Source organism: Sinomicrobium soli (assembly GCF_003285545.1).
GTDB lineage: Bacteria > Bacteroidota > Bacteroidia > Flavobacteriales > Flavobacteriaceae > Sinomicrobium.
In genome coordinates, this window is record NZ_QLNV01000009.1 from 104778 (window position 1) to 124005 (window position 19228).

At 48.8% G+C, this 19228-nt stretch carries 14 protein-coding genes; 12 read left to right on the forward strand and 2 right to left on the reverse strand.

Translation table 11 applies throughout. The annotated features are described in order from the left end of the window. Positions 1 to 4 precede the first annotated feature (4 nt). On the forward strand, positions 5 to 1237 hold the full coding sequence (gene nusA, locus DN748_RS13085) for a transcription termination factor NusA (RefSeq protein WP_112372275.1): 1233 nt from the start codon (positions 5 to 7) through the stop codon (positions 1235 to 1237). Between the two features lie 134 nt (positions 1238 to 1371). Next, positions 1372 to 4227, forward strand: a complete 2856-nt coding sequence (infB, locus tag DN748_RS13090) for a translation initiation factor IF-2 (RefSeq protein ID WP_112372276.1) — start codon at positions 1372 to 1374, stop codon at positions 4225 to 4227. Positions 4228 to 4517: 290 nt separating this feature from the next. Here infB and DN748_RS13095 read toward each other — a convergent pair whose 3' ends face one another. Then, complete coding sequence (locus DN748_RS13095) at positions 4518 to 4898, reverse strand: SPOR domain-containing protein (protein ID WP_112372277.1); 381 nt, start codon at positions 4896 to 4898, stop codon at positions 4518 to 4520. A 220-nt stretch (positions 4899 to 5118) separates the two neighbouring features. On the opposite strand from DN748_RS13095, the gene DN748_RS13100 reads away from it, so the two are divergent. The 8 genes from DN748_RS13100 to DN748_RS13135 all read left to right on the forward strand — a co-directional run bounded on the left by DN748_RS13100 (position 5119) and on the right by DN748_RS13135 (position 16629). After that, positions 5119 to 6396, forward strand: coding sequence for a c-type cytochrome (locus DN748_RS13100; RefSeq protein ID WP_112372325.1), 1278 nt, complete (start codon positions 5119 to 5121; stop codon positions 6394 to 6396). 64 nt (positions 6397 to 6460) lie between these two features. Then, complete coding sequence (locus tag DN748_RS13105; protein WP_112372278.1) at positions 6461 to 9598, forward strand: TAT-variant-translocated molybdopterin oxidoreductase; 3138 nt, start codon at positions 6461 to 6463, stop codon at positions 9596 to 9598. 93 nt (positions 9599 to 9691) lie between these two features. Continuing rightward, complete coding sequence (nrfD, locus tag DN748_RS13110) at positions 9692 to 11086, forward strand: NrfD/PsrC family molybdoenzyme membrane anchor subunit (RefSeq protein ID WP_112372279.1); 1395 nt, start codon at positions 9692 to 9694, stop codon at positions 11084 to 11086. Then, positions 11076 to 11600, forward strand: coding sequence for a DUF3341 domain-containing protein (locus DN748_RS13115; RefSeq protein WP_112372280.1), 525 nt, complete (start codon positions 11076 to 11078; stop codon positions 11598 to 11600). Before nrfD ends, DN748_RS13115 begins: the two co-directional genes overlap by 11 nt. A gap of 79 nt (positions 11601 to 11679) precedes the next feature. Further along, a complete protein-coding gene (locus DN748_RS13120; protein ID WP_112372281.1) occupies positions 11680 to 12243 on the forward strand; it encodes a c-type cytochrome in 564 nt (187 codons plus the stop codon). 103 nt (positions 12244 to 12346) lie between these two features. Then, positions 12347 to 13645 carry a quinol:cytochrome C oxidoreductase gene (locus DN748_RS13125; RefSeq protein WP_112372282.1) on the forward strand — a complete coding sequence of 433 codons (1299 nt, stop codon included), beginning with the start codon at positions 12347 to 12349 and terminating at the stop codon, positions 13643 to 13645. Positions 13646 to 13682: 37 nt separating this feature from the next. Further along, on the forward strand, positions 13683 to 14747 hold the full coding sequence (locus DN748_RS13130; protein ID WP_112372283.1) for a cytochrome c oxidase subunit II: 1065 nt from the start codon (positions 13683 to 13685) through the stop codon (positions 14745 to 14747). A 61-nt stretch (positions 14748 to 14808) separates the two neighbouring features. Further along, complete coding sequence (locus DN748_RS13135) at positions 14809 to 16629, forward strand: cytochrome c oxidase subunit I (RefSeq protein ID WP_112372284.1); 1821 nt, start codon at positions 14809 to 14811, stop codon at positions 16627 to 16629. A gap of 60 nt (positions 16630 to 16689) precedes the next feature. Here the strand turns inward: DN748_RS13135 and DN748_RS13140 are convergent, their stop codons facing one another. After that, a complete protein-coding gene (locus tag DN748_RS13140; protein WP_112372285.1) occupies positions 16690 to 18195 on the reverse strand; it encodes an aminotransferase-like domain-containing protein in 1506 nt (501 codons plus the stop codon). A 147-nt stretch (positions 18196 to 18342) separates the two neighbouring features. On the opposite strand from DN748_RS13140, the gene DN748_RS13145 reads away from it, so the two are divergent. Together DN748_RS13145 and DN748_RS19120 are read left to right on the forward strand one after the other, a co-directional pair. Further along, positions 18343 to 18996 carry a pyridoxamine 5'-phosphate oxidase family protein gene (locus DN748_RS13145; RefSeq protein WP_112372286.1) on the forward strand — a complete coding sequence of 218 codons (654 nt, stop codon included), beginning with the start codon at positions 18343 to 18345 and terminating at the stop codon, positions 18994 to 18996. A gap of 49 nt (positions 18997 to 19045) precedes the next feature. After that, positions 19046 to 19192, forward strand: coding sequence for a hypothetical protein (locus tag DN748_RS19120; RefSeq protein WP_161554563.1), 147 nt, complete (start codon positions 19046 to 19048; stop codon positions 19190 to 19192). Positions 19193 to 19228: the final 36 nt, after the last annotated feature.

Below are 19228 nucleotides of genomic sequence, written 5' to 3' on the forward strand. Positions count from 1 at the left end.
TGACATGGAAAATCTTGCATTGATCGATTCGTTTTCAGAGTTTAAGGATGATAAACTCATAGATCGTGTGACGTTGATGGCGATCCTGGAGGAAGTGTTCAGGAATGCATTGAAAAAGAAATTCGGTTCTGATGACAATTTTGACATTATTATCAATCCCGATAAGGGAGACCTTGAGATATGGAGAAACAGAGTAGTTGTTGCCGACGATGAGGTGGAAGATCCGAACCAGGAGATCTCCCTGACCGATGCGAGAAAAATAGAACCGGATTTTGAAGTGGGAGAGGATGTTTCCGAAGAAGTAAAGTTGGTAGATCTGGGAAGAAGGGCTATTTTAGCGCTGCGTCAGAATCTGATATCCAAGATCCACGAACACGACAATACGACCATATATAAGCAGTTTAAGGACCTTATAGGTGAAATTTATACTGCAGAAGTGCATCATATTCGTCATAAAGCTGTTATTTTGCTGGACGATGAAGGTAATGAGATTGTATTGCCCAAGGAAAAACAGATTCCTTCCGATTTTTTCCGCAAGGGAGAGAATGTGAGAGGGATCATTGAAAATGTGGAACTCAAAGGGAGCAAGCCTACCATCATCATGTCCAGAACATCTCCCGATTTTCTGGAAAAACTGTTTGAACAGGAGATCCCGGAAGTGTTTGACGGTTTGATCTCCATAAAGAAAGTAGTGCGGATACCCGGAGAAAAGGCCAAGGTGGCGGTAGATTCTTACGATGACAGGATAGATCCGGTAGGTGCCTGTGTGGGAATGAAGGGGTCCAGGATACACGGTATAGTGAGAGAGCTCGGGAATGAGAATATCGATGTGATCAATTATACCAGCAATCCGCAGTTGTTTATCAGCAGGGCGCTGAGCCCGGCGAGAGTTACTTCTATCAGTATCGATGAAGAGAACAAGAGGGCAGAGGTAATACTGAAACCGGAAGAGGTGTCCAAGGCTATCGGAAAAGGGGGGTATAATATCAGGCTTGCCGGTTTCCTTACGGGGTACGAGATCGATGTATTCAGGGAAGGCGTGGAAGAAGATGTGGAACTTACCGAGTTTGCCGATGAGATAGAGCAGTGGGTTATTGATGAATTTAAGAAAATAGGGCTCGACACTGCAAGGAGTGTGCTTGACCAGGATGTAGAGGATCTTTTGAAGCGTACCGACCTGGAAGAAGAAACCATTCTGGAGGTAAAACGCATCCTCAAGGAAGAGTTTGAGGACTAACAATGGTTCTGCGTACCGGGGCCGGTTGTTTTCCGGGCTTTGAACGCATGCCGAAGCCGATTGTTTATCCTGGCATCACAACAATACCGCTTTGATCGGGGCAGAATAAAAATAAGAGGATTAAAAAAATATTTATGGCTGAAAACGCAACATTGAGGCTTAATAAAGTGCTGAGAGAACTGAACATTTCGCTGGACAGGGCTGTGGAATACCTGTCTTCCAAAGGATATGAAGTGGAAGCCAGGCCCACGACCAAAATATCCGGAGAAGTGTATCAGGTGCTTTTGGAAGAGTTTCAGACGGACAAGAGTAAAAAGGTTGCTTCCAAGGAGGTTGGTGAAGAGAAGAGGAAAGAGAAGGAAGCCATCCGTCAGGAGCTCGAACGGGAACAGGAATTGAAGCGCCAGGCACAGGAGCGCCAGGAGATCATTAAGGCCAAAGCGAATATATCCGGACCTAAAACGGTCGGGAAAATTGATCTTGACGATAACGATAAGAAAGAGGAGCACAAGGAAGAGGTGGTCGAGGAAGAAAAAACAGCGATCTCCCGGGCTCCGGAGGAAACGGGCGATACGAAGAGCACTCCTGTGGCTGAAAGCCCTGAAACCAAAGAAGAAAAGCCTGTGAAGGAAGAACCTGTAGCAGAAAGAAAAGAACCGTCTGCCGATACCGGAGAGGGGAAGGGCACCGATACGCCCGAAAAAAAGGACCTGCCGGTAAAGGAGGAAGACAAGCCGGTAAAGGAAACCGCGGAAGCGCCGGAAGAGGAGAAAGTGACCCGAAAAGTTATTGTGCAGGACGAGGAAGTGGAAAGCGAGCAGCTTAAAACACAGTATCAGAAGCTTTCCGGGCCCAAGGTGACCGGTGAGAAAATAGATCTTTCCAAGTTCGAGAGGCCCAAAAAGAAAAAACCTTCAGGGCAGAATGGTAATGATGACAAGCAGGGGAACAAAGACCGCAAGCGCAAACGGAAGAGAATAAGTAAAGAAGGTCCCGGCGGAGGGGGCAATGCCGGAAATAACAGGCAGCACGGAGGAAACCAGAAGAGAAAGGGAAGAAAGCCTGTTGCCGATAAGGTAGAGCCCAGTGACGAAGAAGTACAAAAGCAGGTAAGAGAAACCCTGGAAAAACTTCAGGGAAAAACCAGCAAGTCCAAGGGAGCCAAGTACAGAAGGGAAAAACGGGACAGCCACCGTCAGAAATCTGCCGATGATCTCGCACAGCAGGAACTGGAAAGCAAGGTGCTGAAGGTGACGGAATTCGTTACTGTGGCCGAGGTGGCCACCATGATGAATATCCCTACCACCAGTATTATATCGGCCTGTATGTCGTTGGGTATCATGGTGACCATGAACCAGCGGCTCGATGCCGAAACCCTCAGTATCGTGGCCGAGGAGTTCGGGTATGAAGTGGAATTCGTGACTGCGGATATTGAGGAGTCCATCGTCGAGGAAGAGGACCGTCCGGAAGAACTGAAACCCAGGGGGCCTATTGTAACCGTTATGGGGCACGTAGACCACGGTAAGACTTCGCTTCTGGATTATATCCGGCACGAGAATGTCATCGCCGGAGAAAGCGGGGGGATCACTCAGCATATCGGGGCCTATGGGGTTACACTTCCCGACGGGCAGAAAATCACCTTCCTCGATACACCGGGACACGAGGCGTTTACGGCAATGCGTGCCAGGGGTGCGCAGGTTACCGACCTTGCCATTATAGTCGTTGCGGCAGATGATGACGTGATGCCCCAGACCAAGGAGGCCATCAGTCATGCCCAGGCGGCGGGAGTGCCTATCGTGTTTGCCATAAACAAGGTAGACAAGCCTACGGCAAACCCGGACAAGATCAAAGAACGCCTGGCCTCGATGAACCTCCTGGTAGAAGATTGGGGAGGCAAGATACAGTCGCAGGATATTTCGGCGAAAACCGGGCAGGGCGTTAATGAACTGCTTGAAAAGGTATTGCTTGAAGCCGAGATACTGGAACTGAAAGCCAATCCTGACAAAATAGCCAGCGGTACGGTAGTGGAAGCCTTCCTGGACAAGGGACGGGGATATGTAGCTACCATACTGGTACAGGCAGGTACGCTCCGTGTGGGAGATTACGTATTGGCCGGAAGGCACAGTGGTAAGGTGAAGGCCATGCAGGATGAACGGGGGAAAGCCGTAAAAGAGGCAGGACCTTCCACACCCATCTCCATTCTGGGGCTTGACGGTGCCCCGCAGGCAGGTGACAAGTTTCACGTTTTTGAGGATGAAAAAGAGGCGAAACAGATCGCTACGAAACGAACACAACTGCAACGGGAGCAGACGGTACGGACACAGCGTCATATTACGCTCGACGAGATCGGAAGGCGTATTGCGCTGGGCGACTTCAAGGAGCTCAATATTATCCTCAAGGGGGATGTGGACGGTTCGGTAGAGGCACTTACCGATTCGTTCCAGAAGCTTTCTACGGAAGAGATACAGATCAATATCATACATAAGGCGGTAGGTCCCATTACCGAGTCTGACGTATTGCTGGCTTCGGCATCCGACGCCATTATTATCGGGTTTAATGTCAGGCCGATGGGGAATGCACGTTCCGTAGCCGATAAGGAAGAAATAGATATCCGTACCTATTCGATCATTTACGATGCCATTAACGACCTCAAGGATGCGATGGAAGGAATGCTTTCTCCCGAGCTTAAGGAGGAGGTTACCGGAACTGCAGAAATACGGGAAACATTCAAGATATCGAAAGTCGGCACCATTGCCGGGTGTATGGTTACCGATGGCAGGATATACCGGAACTCGGGTATCCGCCTGATCCGGGACGGCGTTGTGATCTTTACCGGCGAACTGTCTTCTCTGAAACGCTTTAAGGACGATGTTAAGGAGGTGTCGAAAGGATATGACTGCGGAATGCAGATCAAGAACTACAACGACATCAGGGAAGGTGATATTATAGAGTCGTTCCACGAAGTGGAGGTGAAGAAACGCCTGAAATAGGAATCAGAGTCGTATCAGAATAAGAAAGGGCTGTCTCATGAAGGGGACAGCCCTTTGTTTTTTCTGGGTATGAGACTGGAATTGTGAATTGTCATGGTGAAGCGCAGCGAAGTCCCCGTCCCGGTCCAAAGGAACTTCAAGAGCATTACGGAAGCACCGGAAATCCCTCCCCGCCTACCGACCGGCAGGCACTACGGTCGGAATGACAATTATGAACCAGTTGTAAGTTCAGAATTCGGAGTTTGAAAACTAAAAACTAAAAACTACGAACTACGAACTACGAACTAAAACTACGGCGTTATGATAAAAGCGCTGGGATACTTGTTCTTTATTTTTATCAGGTGCCGGTCTGCTTCGAGCCGTGTCCTGAATTTTCCGGCATACACGCGGTATGTTGGTGTTTTGAATGCGATGTCACAATCGATGTCGAAACCTTCCTTAAAAGAGGATTGTTCCTTTTGGGCCCCTTCCAGGTTGCCGTTGTATATCTGGATGCGATAACGCTCCGCAGTACTGTCGTCCTCGTTGAGTTCGGTCCTTGCCGCAAGTAGTTTCTCCACTTTGGCATCCTGCCTGATGTTAATTTTTCCCTCCTGGGCGTAAGACGCCGCAACAGTCATAAACAGGAATGATAAACAGGCAAAAATGTTTCGTCGATATAAGAATCTCATAATGAATACGGTTTTATGCAAAAGTAATTTATTCGCTCGAAATCACCCTGTTAAAATTTATTTAGAATTGATATAAATTGTTTATTAACACAGGGTCGTCATTCCCTAAATGGAGAGTATATTGTATTTTTGTGCACGGATTTTAAGAGCCTGTGTTTTTTTGTTGTTCTCCGACGAAAAAATCAAGCAAAATAAAGGTGAGATAACACATAATATGGATATGAAAGAGGTGATACACCGCAATTCTGTTTCAAGAATTCTAAGTATTAGTCTGGCAATTCTGCTGGCGTTTTCCACAACTCTTTTTGGACAAGAAGGTGACCCGGACCGGGGGAAGCAGTTGTTTAATTCCAATTGTGCTGCCTGTCATAAATTAGATCAGAGGATGACGGGGCCGGCTCTCGCCGGTGTTACGAAGGAGCGTGACAGGGAGTGGTTGCACAAATGGATCAAGAATAACGTAGCACTCAGGAAATCCGGAGACCCGGATGCGATAGCCATTTTCGAGGAGTACAACGGTGCCGCCATGAACACCTTTCCGCAATTGTCAGAACAGGACATAGATGATATTCTGGCCTATACCGAAAATCCGCCCGCTTCTGCCGCTGCGCAGACCGGGGGAGCAGGGCAGGCCGTGGCCGCAGAGCCTTCGGGTATTCCCAATGAAGTGGTGCTCGTGGCGCTGATCCTTGTTTTTGGTATGCTGGTCATTATGCTGATACTCGTAAACAAGGCCCTGAGGCGTATTGCCGAAGCCAAAGGTATCGAATTGCCCGAAGACAAGGAAGGTAGACTGCCACTGTGGAAGGCTTTTGTAAAGAACCAGTTCCTGGTATTTGTTTCGGTGATCGTACTGCTGCTGGTATCGGCCTATTTCGTATACGGTTACATGATGCAGGTGGGGGTAGACCAGGGATATGAGCCCGTACAGCCCATACACTTCTCACACCGCATACACGCCGGCGACAATGAGATAGACTGTAAGTACTGCCATTCCTCTGCCAGGGTTTCCAGGACTTCGGGAGTACCCTCGCTGAATGTGTGTATGAACTGTCATAAAAATATTATGGAGGTTGCCCCGGAAACGGCTACCGCAGAACACAGCAAGGAGTTTTACGACGGAGAGATCCAGAAATTATACGAAGCCGTAGGCTGGGATGTGGAAAACCAGGCGTATACCGGCGAGACCAAGCCCGTAAGATGGGTGAAGATACACAACCTTCCCGATTTTGTTTACTTCAACCACTCCCAGCACGTTACCGTAGCAGGGCTGGCCTGCCAGGAGTGCCACGGCCCCATAGAGGAAATGGAAGTGGTGCGGCAGTTCTCTCCCCTTACCATGGGATGGTGTGTGGACTGTCACAGGACTACCGATGTGCGTATGGAAGGTAACGAGTATTACGAAAAGATACACGAAGAGTTGTCTAAAAAATACGGAGTGGAAAAACTTACGGCTGCACAAATGGGAGCTTTGGAGTGCGGTAAGTGTCACTATTAATCATAAAACACGGGCGCAGCATACTGCGCCTCCATTATTAAAAAGAGCTAATTTTATATAAGACATGGCGTCAAACAAAAAATACTGGAAGAGTGTCGAGGAGCTGGATGAAAACAATTCCGTTGTAGAGACACTTAAACAGAATGAGTTTGTTGAGGAGATCCCCGTAGATGAATTTTTGGGAGATAAGGAGAATCTCCAGAGTTCTTCTACTTCGCGAAGGGATTTTCTCAAATACGTGGGCTTCAGTACCGCTGCCGCTACGCTTGCTGCCTGTGAAGGTCCTGTGAAAAAGGCGATACCTTATGTGGTACAGCCGGAGCAGATACGTCCCGGGGTAGCGAACTATTATGCTACCACCATCGCCGATGGTTTCGATTTTGCCAGTGTGCTGGTAAAAACACGTGAGGGGCGCCCGATAAAGATAGAGGCCAACAGTGATGCCTCGTTTATCGGTTGTCCGAATGCCAGGGTGAATGCTTCCGTACTGTCCCTTTACGACCGGATGAGGATACAGGGACCGAAATCGGGAAGAGAATATATGACGTGGGAAGACCTGGACGAAAAAGTGGTGGCCGGATTAAATGCGGTTAAGGCCAGCGGCAAACAGATCGTGTTGCTGACACAGACCTATGCCAGTCCTTCCACCAACAGGCTGGTAGCTGAGTTTGCCGGGAAATTCGGTAATGTAAAGCACGTTCAGTACGACGCTATTGCAGAAAATGCAGCTCTTGAGGCTTTTGCCGGGAAGTACGGTAAAAGGGCCCTGCCGGATTACGACTTTTCGAAGGCTGATGTAATTGTGTCTTTTGCTGCGGATTTCCTGGGCGACTGGCACGGTGGAGGTTTCGATACCGGGTATGCCGCAAAAAGAATACCGTCGAACGGAAAAATGTCACGGCATATACAGTTTGAGGCCAATATGTCACTTTCAGGCGCAAATGCCGATAAAAGGGTGCCTCTTAAGCCTTCACAGCAAAAAGTAGCTTTGGCCAAATTATACGGGTATCTTACCGGTACTTCCGTTTCCGGGGATCTTCCCGGACCGGCTGATGAGGCCCTGAAAGGAGCCGCGGCGCAGCTTAAAAAGGCCGGCAGAAATGCCGTGGTGGTTACGGGTATAGACGATGTGGATGCCCAGACACTGGTATTGCGCATCAACGAATTACTGGGGAGTGTGGTGTCTGATGTCAGGGCGCCCAGGTTACTGCGCCAGGGAGATACCGCGAAAGTAGCCCGCCTGATAGAAGATATGAAATCCGGAAAGGTCGGGGCACTTATCACAAGTGGTGTAAACCCGCTTTATACCTTGCCTGACGCTTCGGGATTTGAGGAAGGCCTGAAGAATGTGGGCTTATCCGTAGCCTTCTCCATGAAGGAAGACGAAACAGCACTGGCTTCTCAATATGTTGCGGCTGCACCGCATTACCTGGAATCCTGGGGAGATGTGGAAATGAAGCAGGGATATTACAGCCTTACCCAGCCGGCTATCCGCCCGCTTTTTGATACGCGGCAGCTACAGGACGCCCTGCTGAAATGGATGGGAGAGGATAAAACGTATTACGATTATATAAAGGCGTATTGGGAAACGGCAGTTCTCGGAGGACAATCCTGGAACAAAGCACTTCACGACGGTGTGTTTGTGTCTTCTGTTGCGGGCGCAGCAGTCGCCGAAACCGAAACTCCGTCTGAGGGAGAAGAGGTGACTGCCGAAGAGGAAGAAGAAAGTGCTCCTGCTGCGGCTGCCCCTGTCGATATAAACAGTGCCGTACGGCGCCTGGCTTCCGCATCGGGAAGTGATTTTGAGCTTACGCTGTACCCGAAAACCGGAATGGGAGACGGGCAGCAGGCCAATAATCCCTGGCTGCAGGAGTTTCCCGATCCCATAACCAGAGTGTCCTGGGACAATTACATTACGATATCCAGGGCCGATGCCGAGACTTTGGGGCTCAGCAACAGGCATGTGGCCAATGGGGGGCTTAACGGTAGTTATGCCAGTATCACCGTGAATGGTGTTACTCTCGAAAAAGTACCTGTACTGATCCAGCCGGGACAAGCGAGGGGTTCTGTCGGACTTTCTTTCGGATATGGTAAGAGAGAAGGCCTGAAACCCGAAATGCAGGTAGGGGTCAATGCCTACACATTATATGATGATTTCAATGCAGTACAGCCGGTAACGATCGAAAAGGTTTCCGGAGAGCACGAATTTGCCTGTGTACAGCTGCACAATACACTGATGGGACGTGGTGATATCGTCAAGGAGACCACGCTCGAGATATTTAATACCAAAGATGCCGCGGAGTGGAATGTAACTCCTAAAGTGTCGCTCAATCACCAGGAGATAGAAGCGGTGAGCGCCGATCTCTGGGATGATTTTGACACTTCGATAGGGCATCACTTCAACCTGTCTATAGACCTGAATGCCTGTACGGGCTGCGGGGCCTGTGTTATTGCCTGTCATGCGGAGAACAACGTACCGGTGGTCGGTAAGGAGGAAGTGAGAAAGTCGAGAGACATGCACTGGCTTCGCATCGACCGTTATTATTCGTCACAGGATAGCTTTGAGGGTGATAACGAGGTGAAAGACGGTATCTCCGGACTGGGAGATTCCCTGACCACTTTCGGAAAAATGGAACTGGCCGCGGAGAACCCGCAGGTAGCATTCCAGCCGGTGATGTGCCAGCACTGTAGCCATGCACCCTGTGAAACGGTCTGTCCTGTAGCGGCGACCTCTCACGGTCGTCAGGGACAGAATCACATGGCCTATAACCGATGTGTGGGTACCCGCTACTGTGCAAACAACTGTCCGTATAAGGTAAGGCGCTTTAACTGGTTCCTGTACAACAATAACGACGAGTTTGACTATCACATGAACGATGACCTCGGAAGGATGGTTCTCAATCCTGATGTAGTAGTGCGTTCGAGAGGGGTTATGGAGAAATGTTCTCTTTGTATCCAGATGACCCAGAAAACCATACTGGATGCCAAGAGGGAAGGCAGAGAGGTGCGTAAGGATGAATTCCAGACTGCTTGTTCTGCGGCCTGCGGAAGCGGAGCCATGGTATTCGGGGATGTGAATAATGAGGAAGATGCCGTAGTGGCCCTGAAAAACGGTGACAGGATGTATCATCTCCTGGAGCATGTAGGGACCAAGCCCAATGTATTCTACCAGGTTAAGGTAAGGAATACGGGAGAAGCATAAGGAACAGGTGTACGCCTCTCCCCGGCCTATCTGTACGGGGCAGGAGGAACACGGTAACAGTAAGTAAAAGAGTAATAAAATTAAAATAGTAAAATGGCGTCGCATTACGAAGCACCTATACGTAAACCCCTGGTACTCGGAGATAAAAGTTATCACGATGTTTCGGTTGATGTTGCCAGGCCTGTTGAGGGCAGGGCAAACAAGCAGTGGTGGATTGTTTTCTCTATCGCCCTGGTAGCCTTTCTCTGGGGACTGGGATGTATAATTTATACCATTTCTACCGGGATCGGCACCTGGGGGCTTAACAAGACCGTAGGATGGGCCTGGGATATTACCAACTTCGTCTGGTGGGTAGGTATCGGGCACGCGGGAACACTCATTTCTGCGGTACTGTTGTTATTCCGCCAGAAATGGAGAATGGCCATCAACCGTTCGGCAGAGGCCATGACCATTTTTTCCGTGGTGCAGGCGGGACTGTTCCCGCTGATCCACATGGGGCGCCCCTGGCTCGGATACTGGGTGGTACCCATACCCAACCAGTTCGGATCGCTCTGGGTGAATTTTAACTCCCCGCTGCTGTGGGACGTATTTGCGATCTCTACCTACCTGTCGGTATCACTGGTGTTCTGGTGGACCGGACTGCTGCCCGACTTTGCGATGATCAGGGACAGGGCCGTAAAGCCTTTCCAGAAAAAGATATACAGCCTGCTCAGTTTCGGATGGAGCGGCCGGGCAAAAGACTGGCAGCGTTTTGAAGAGGTATCCCTTGTGCTTGCCGGGCTGGCCACACCCCTGGTACTTTCGGTACACACCATCGTATCGTTCGACTTTGCTACCTCGGTAATCCCGGGATGGCACACCACTATCTTCCCTCCCTACTTTGTTGCGGGAGCGGTATTCTCCGGGTTTGCAATGGTAAATACGCTGCTTATCATTATGAGAAAAGTGGTAAGTCTTGAAGATTATATTACCCTGCAGCATATAGAACTCATGAACATTGTGATCATGATCACCGGTTCTATAGTAGGGTGTGCCTATATCACCGAATTGTTTATCGCGTGGTATTCGGGAGTGGAATACGAGCAGTATGCATTCCTGAACAGGGCTACCGGACCTTATGCCTGGGCCTACTGGATGATGATGAGCTGTAATGTGTTCTCTCCCCAGTTCATGTGGTTCAAGAAACTGCGAACCAGTATCATGTTCTCCTTTATTATTTCGATAGTGGTAAACATAGGAATGTGGTTTGAGCGTTTCGTGATTATCGTGACATCGCTTCACAGGGATTACCTTCCCTCTTCCTGGACCATGTTCTCCCCGACTTTTGTGGATATAGGGATTTTCGTAGGGACCATAGGCTTTTTCTTTGTGCTCTTCCTGCTCTATTCGAGAACATTCCCTGTCATTGCACAGGCCGAAGTGAAGACCATCATGAAATCATCTGCTGAAAATTATAAAAAACTAAGAGACGGCGATCATGAGCAATAAAGTAATTCAGGCAATTTATACCGATGATGACGTACTGCTGGGAGCAGTAAAGAAGGTAAAGGCCGCACATCATCACATAGAGGAAATATATACGCCATTTCCCGTTCACGGTCTCGATAAGGCGATGGGGCTTGCCCCCACACGTATAGCGATAGCATCGTTTATATACGGATGTATTGGTCTGGCCGTTGCCATAGCAATGATGAACTATATCATGATCGAAGACTGGCCCCAGAATATAGGGGGAAAACCGAGTTTCAGCTTTCTGGACAATATGCCTTCCTTTGTGCCGATCATGTTCGAACTGACCGTGTTTTTTGCGGCCCACCTTATGGTGATCACCTTTTACCTGAGGAGTAAGCTCTGGCCTTTTAAAGCGGCGGAGAACCCCGATGTGAGAACTACCGACGATCATTTCCTGATGGAAGTGGCCGTGAGCGGAAATGAAGAAGAACTGTCTGCCTTTTTGAAGGATACCGGAGCAGTTGAAGTTAAAGTTTCAGAAAAGCATTAGCAGGGAAACAGGCGGTATGGGATTGTCTTGAAAGCACAATACCGGCCGGCCTGGAACCCACAACGTAAATATTGTTTCAATGAAGAGCTTTGTAAAAATAGGAATAGCACTTGGTGTGGCTGCGATCATGACCTCTTGTTTCGACAAGTCCAGCCGGAACTATCAGTTTATGCCCAATATGTATGAGTCGGTAGCTTATGAGCCTTATCAGGAGTCGGAGGCCTTTAAAAATGGTGTGGAGGCTCAATTGCCGGCAGAACACACGATAAACAGGGGCTGGATGCCATACGAGTACGAGAATACTACCGAAGGAAAGGATCTGGCCATGGCAGAACTGAAGAACCCTCTCGCTGCCGATTCTGCTTCCTATGAGAAGTATGTGGGCAACGGAAAGGAGCTTTACGACATATACTGTGCCATCTGTCATGGTGATAAGGGTGACGGACAGGGACCGCTGGTAGAGCGTGAAAAGTTTCTCGGGATTCCCAGCTATGCAGACCGTGAGATTACCGAAGGAAGTATCTATCACGTGATCTATTACGGCCTGAACTCCATGGGGTCTTATGCGGTGCAGCTCAATGAAAAGGAGCGTTGGGAAGTGGTTATGTATGTGGAGCAGCTCAGAAAGGATCTGACCAAATAAAACAATCAGGTATACGGCAGTACCGGCGGATAAAACAGGCAAGGCCGGGTTCGGGACTGGGGATATACGAAACAGAATTTACAATAAAGAGAATTTTCAGGATATGTACACGTTTTCAAACAAATTAAGGCTGTCTGCATTTGTTCTAATGATTGTAGGTGTTCTCGGTCTGGGATACGGCTTTCTGGCTGCTCCTGCTACGGTAGAAGAAGCAAAAGCCATGGTGGCAGACGCCCATCACGGTCACGGTGATGCCCACGGGGAAGCCGCACAGGCACATGAAGAACACCACGATGCTTCGCACGATGAACATCTGTTGCATCAGTTACAGAACAAGCCCTGGGCGGCACTGTATGTGGCGGCTTTCTTTTTTATGATGATCCCGCTGGGAGTACTGGCCTTTTACGCCATTCAGAGAGTGTCCCAGGCAGGGTGGTCTCCGATTCTGTTCAGGGTTATGGAAGGAATTACGGCTTACCTGCTGCCCGGTGCCGTACTGGTATTTGTCATCCTGGCCCTTTCCGGTGTGCATATGAACCATCTCTTTATATGGATGGATTCCGAAGTGGTAGCCCATGATGAGCTTATACAGGGAAAGGCGGGATATCTCAACGTGCCCTTCTTCCTGGTAAGAGCCGCGGTGTATATCGCGGGATGGGTAGCATATCGCCACTTTTCGAGAAAGTTCTCCATCGCTCAGGACACTGCCGGCGACGATAGTAATTTTAAGAAACTTTTCAAAATGTCTGCCGGGTTCCTGGTGTTTTTCCTGGTATCCGAATCCATGATGTCGTGGGACTGGATCATGAGTGTAGACCCGCACTGGTACAGTACGCTGTTCGGATGGTATGTGTTTGCAAGTATGTTTGTCTCCGGAATTACGGTGATAGCACTTACTACCATCTACCTCAAGTCCAGGGGATATCTCGAGGAAGTGAATAACAGCCATATTCACGACCTTGCCAAATTTATGTTCGGGATCAGTATTTTCTGGACCTATCTCTGGTTTTCACAGTTCATGCTGATATGGTATTCCAATATTCCTGAAGAGGTTACTTATTTTATCACGAGGATCGAAGATTACAAGTTACCGTTCTTTGGTATGGTAGTGCTGAACTTTGTGTTCCCGCTGCTGGTGCTTATGAACAGTGATTACAAACGTCTGAACTGGTTTGTGGTGATGACCGGAATAGTCATACTCGCAGGTCACTATCTGGATATCTATAACATGATCATGCCGGCAACCGTAGGAGACCAGTGGTTTATAGGAGTTGCCGAAATAGGAGGGGTGCTTTTCTTCCTCGGGTTGTTTATCTACGTGGTATTTACGGCGCTTACAAAGGCCCCGCTGGTACCGAAACGCAACCCTTATATAGAAGAGAGCCGACACTTCCATTATTAATAAGTAAAGAGAAATCAAGTAAACAGGAGATAGTAAAATGACTGCTTTATTAACCATAATTGTACTTATACTCATTGCCATAGCTGTTTGGCAAATGACGAAGATATTTGAGTTTTCACAGATCGGAATAGAAAATGCCCAGGTGGCCAATGATAAGGACAATAAGCTCAACGGGTACCTCATGTTTGCTTTCCTGGGGTTCCTGTATATACTTACTATCTTCAGCCTGTGGAAATGGAGCAGGGTGCTGTTGCCGGAGGCTGCCTCCGAACACGGTAAGGACTACGATACCCTGATGGCCATATCGATGGCACTTATTTTTACCGTACAGCTTATTACGCAAACATTACTCCATTACTTTGCATTCAAGTATCACGGGAAAAAGGGCAGGAAGGCACTGTTTTATGCAGATAACGATAAACTCGAATTTATCTGGACCATAATTCCCGTTATCACCCTCGCCGGGCTTATCCTGTACGGGTTGTATACCTGGACGACAATTATGGATATAAACGAGGACGACGATCCTATTGTTATAGAATTATATGCCCAGCAGTTCAACTGGAAAGCGAGATATGCCGGGGAAGACAATGTGCTGGGAGATGCCAATGTCCGTTTCCTGAATGACTATGACGGACAGAATATACTGGGGATCGATTCTTCCGATCCCAACGGGATGGACGATGTGGTGTCTACCACCGAAATTCACCTGCCCGTAAACAGGAAGGTAGTGTTCAAGATGCGTTCGCAGGATGTATTGCATTCGGCCTATATGCCTCATTTCAGGGCGCAGATGAACTGTGTGCCCGGCATGATCACCCAGTTTTCCTTTACGCCTACCATAACTACGGCAGAAATGCGGGAGAAGCCCGGTATTCAGGACAAGGTAGAGCACATCAACGAGCTCAGGGCGGAAAGAAGGGCCAAAGGAGAAGACCTGGACGACTGGGAATTCGATTATCTTTTAGTATGTAATAAAATTTGCGGAACTTCGCACTACAATATGCAGATGAAGATTGTGGTGGAAACAGAGGAGGAGTTCAATGCATGGATGAAGGAACAGAAGACTTTTTCGGAAACCGTAGCCGGAACCGAGAGGTAGTACACGAAAAGTCATTTAGTTTTAGAAAGTAACAGTAACGATAACGATTAGCAACAAGATTATGTCAGCAATAGCAACAGCACAGGCGGACGACCACGCGCAGGATCACGGACATCATCATAAAGAGACCTTTATTTCCAAGTACGTATTCAGTTATGATCACAAGATGATCTCCAAACAGTACCTCGTTACGGGGATATTTATGGGGATAATCGGTATTATGATGTCGTTGTTATTCCGGATGCAACTGGCATGGCCGGGAGAATCTTTTGCCATTTTCGAGGTGCTTCTCGGAAAATGGGCGCCGGAAGGGGTAATGGACCCGAATATCTATCTTGCCCTAGTAACCATTCACGGTACCATCATGGTGTTTTTCGTACTCACTGCCGGGTTGAGCGGTACGTTCAGTAACCTGCTGATCCCGTTGCAGATCGGGGCGAGGGATATGGCATCGGGCTTTATGAACATGGTCTCTTACTGGCTGTTTTTCCTTTCCTGTGTTATTATGGTGAGCTCCATATTTGTGGAAGCAGGTCCTGCTGCTGCGGGATGGACCATTTATCCTCCCCTGAGTGCCCTGCCACAGGCGCAGGGTGGTTCCGGTCTCGGAATGACGTTGTGGCTCATATCTATGGCGGTCTTTATCGCGTCTTCCCTGCTCGGGTCGCTGAACTACATTGTTACGGTACTTAATCTGAGAACAAAGGGTATGTCCATGACCAGGCTGCCCCTTACTATATGGGCCCTGTTTATCACGGCTGTTATCGGGGTGGTTTCTTTCCCCGTATTGCTGTCTGCTGCATTGCTGCTGATTTTCGACCGGAGTTTCGGTACATCCTTTTTCCTTTCCGATATCTTTATCCAGGGAGAAGTATTGCATTATCACGGCGGGTCTCCCGTGTTGTTCGAACACCTTTTCTGGTTCCTCGGGCACCCCGAAGTGTATATCGTATTACTGCCTGCGCTGGGGATTACCTCGGAGATCATAGCGACCAATGCACGTAAGCCTATTTTCGGTTATCGTGCGATGGTAGCCTCTATCCTGGCTATTGCCTTCCTGTCTACCATCGTTTGGGGGCACCATATGTTTGTCTCCGGAATGAACCCGTTCCTGGGATCGGTATTTACCTTTACGACACTTCTGATCGCGATACCTTCGGCGGTAAAAGCATTTAACTATATCACTACCCTGTGGAAGGGGAATCTGCAGATGAACCCCGCCATGCTGTTTTCGATAGGACTGGTATCTACCTTCATCACCGGGGGGCTTACCGGGATCATCCTCGGCGACAGTACGCTGGACATCAACGTTCACGACACCTATTTTGTGGTGGCACACTTCCACCTGGTAATGGGGATATCGGCCATTTACGGTTTCCTTGCCGGGGTATATCACTGGTTCCCGAAAATGTTCGGAAGAATGCTGAACAAGAACCTGGGATATGTACACTTCTGGGTCACCGCAGTCTGTGCCTACGGAATCTTCTTCCCCATGCACTTTGTAGGGATGGCCGGATTGCCGAGACGGTATTACACCAATACCAATTTCCCGATTTTTGACGACCTGATGGACATCAATGTGGTCATGACGGTATTTGCCCTTATTGCCGGGGCGGTCCAGGTGGTATTCCTGTACAATTTCTTTTACAGTATGTTTTACGGAGAAAAAGCTCCCCGTAACCCCTGGAAATCCAATACGCTGGAATGGACTACCCCCGTGGAGCACATACACGGTAACTGGCCGGGGGAAATACCGGAAGTACACCGGTGGGCATATGACTATAGCAAAACCAAGGAAAACGGGGAATACGTTATTGCCGGGCAGGATTATGTGCCGCAAACCGTACCTCTCCAGGAAGGTGAAGAGGAACTCAATCACTGACCTGGTGTTAAAAAATAACAGGGAGAGGCTGTTTTCAATAGAAGGCAGCCTTTTCCTGTTTTAAGATAACTTTCCGATATGCTCCATGGTTTTTTCCAGGCGGGCAAGAGCTTCCCGGATCTCATCCGTATTGAGTGAAGCAAACCCCATGCGTGTACCGGGATAAGGAGGTTCGATGGGATCGTTTTCATCTCCGCAGGAACCCCCGATCTGCAGACCGTTTTTCAAAGCCTCTTCCTTTATTTTATTCCACGAATAATTACCACGCAACCGTACCCATACGGCCATGCCGCCTTCGGGAACCTGAAAATCAAAGTAACGATGCAGTTTTTGCCGGAGCAGCGAACAAAAAAGATTCCGGCGTTCGTGATATATTTTCAGGGCTTTCTTACTGTGCCGCTGTATCTCTCCGTCGCGGATCATATGGGCAAGCGTAAGTTCCAGTAACGGGTCGCCCTGCCTGTCGATTACCCTTCGCAACCGCGAAGCTTCATCTGTAAAATCACGGGGCGCTACCATATACCCCACACGTATGGCCGGAGCTACAATCTTGCATAAAGCACCTATATAAATTACATTTCCCCCACTATCACTGCTGGCCAGGGGCAGAATAGGAGCATTGCTGTAGTGGAAATCATAATCGTAATCATCTTCGACAATGGCAAAATGGTATTTTTTAGACAGTTCCAGCAGGTGCATTCTCCGGTTTGCAGAAAGTGTTACCGTAGTAGGATGATGATGATGGGAGGTGACATATACGGCACTGATCTTTCTGCTGCGGCATATCTGCTCCACATCGTCGGTGACTATACCGCATTCGTCCACCCTGATACGCTCCAGTTTTCCTCCTGACTCTATAAATACCTTATTGGCCGACCTGTAATTGGTCTCCCCTACCACCACGGTGCCCCCTTGCCCGAGGAGCAGCCTTGCCGATAAGTATATCCCCATCTGGCTTCCCCTGGTAATTAATACGTTTTCGGGAGTGGTATGCAGCCCTCTCGTGTCATTGAGGTAATCGGTCAGGGCTTCCCGAAGTTCCCTGTTGCCATAGACCGAGCCATAAGACAGGTGTTTCCGGTTATAGGACTTTCGCACGACATTCCTGTACTCCCTCGCTATCTCCTCGATCGGGGCAATACGGCTGTCCGGTATACCATCATCAAACACGATCATCCCTTCTTCCGGGAAGCTGGCATCGGTGTTGTCCAGATGCCTGCGGTGTACAAAGGGGAACCCTGAAGCCTGCTGTATTCTCAGGGCCTCCCCCGTTCGTTTTTCTCCGGGAATGGGACGCTGTTCCACAATGGGAAGCAAACTGTTTACAAATGTTCCCCTGGCCGGTGAGACTTCGGTCCATCCCTGTGTTACCAGTTCGTCATAAGCTGCAATCACCGTTTTGCGATGAATACGAAGTGTGTCTGACATCCACCGTGTTCCCGGGAGTTTGGACGAAGGGGGCAGCACCCCGCACTTTATCAGTTGTACCAGCTGGTTGCATAACTGAATATATATGGGAGTGCAGGACTTTTTATCTAATCGGATAATCGTTTTATAAGGAATCATAACCGGACTACTTTATATGTTAAAACCGGACCACTAAAACACTCCATAAAACTACTACTTTTGAATAAACAAATCAAAATTACAGGAACCTTAGAGAATAATAAGCAGAAGCAAAGACAGAACCACAATCATAAAAACAGACATGTTATGCCGGATTACAGGATTTCCGATCTGAACAAAGTCACCCGTGGCCCGAAAAGGGCTGCTTACGACCAGGAGCAAATACATGGCATCCTCGACGACACCTTTTTGTGTCATATTGCCTATACCTGGCAGGGGCAAGCTATTGTTATCCCTACGGCTTACGGACGTGACGGAGACAAACTTTACATACACGGTTCGTTAAAAAACCGGATGATGACCTGTCTGCTGGAAGCGGGAAAGGCCTGTGTGTCGGTTACCCGTCTCGACGGGCTTGTGCTGGCCCGTTCGGCATTTCATCATTCGGCCAATTACAGGTCGGTCAATATATTCGGGAGTGTCCGGGCCGTAGAAGATGACACGGAAAAAATGCATGCGCTCCGGTATATTATCAATCATATGGTTCCGGATCACTGGGCTCACGTCAGGCAACCCAACGACAAGGAACTCCGTGCCACACTCGTTCTGGAGATCAGCATAGACACGGCCTCTGCCAAAATACGTGCAGAAGGCGTTATCGACGATAAAGAAGACCATCAACTTCCGCTATGGGCCGGGGTCATCCCGGTGGCCGAAGTTACGGGAACTCCCATCAGTGACCCTTTACTTCCGCCGGGTATTGAAATTCCCAGATCGGTCGAACAATATGTTAACCGGTAAACGCCCTGGGGCCGAAACCGGAATATTCAAACCTCAAAAACAAATAGCTATGTCTTCATCTGCATCATGTACCTGTTGTGACACCGGATACCGGGAGCGTTCCGGTTCTTTTACCCTGACCATAAAGAAATTTATGGAAACCACCCGGGATAAAATTTCGGTCTTACACCCGCAATTCCTGGTTTTCAGCAAATAAAAAAGAGGCCACCTTCTGAAAAAGGTGGCCTCCTCC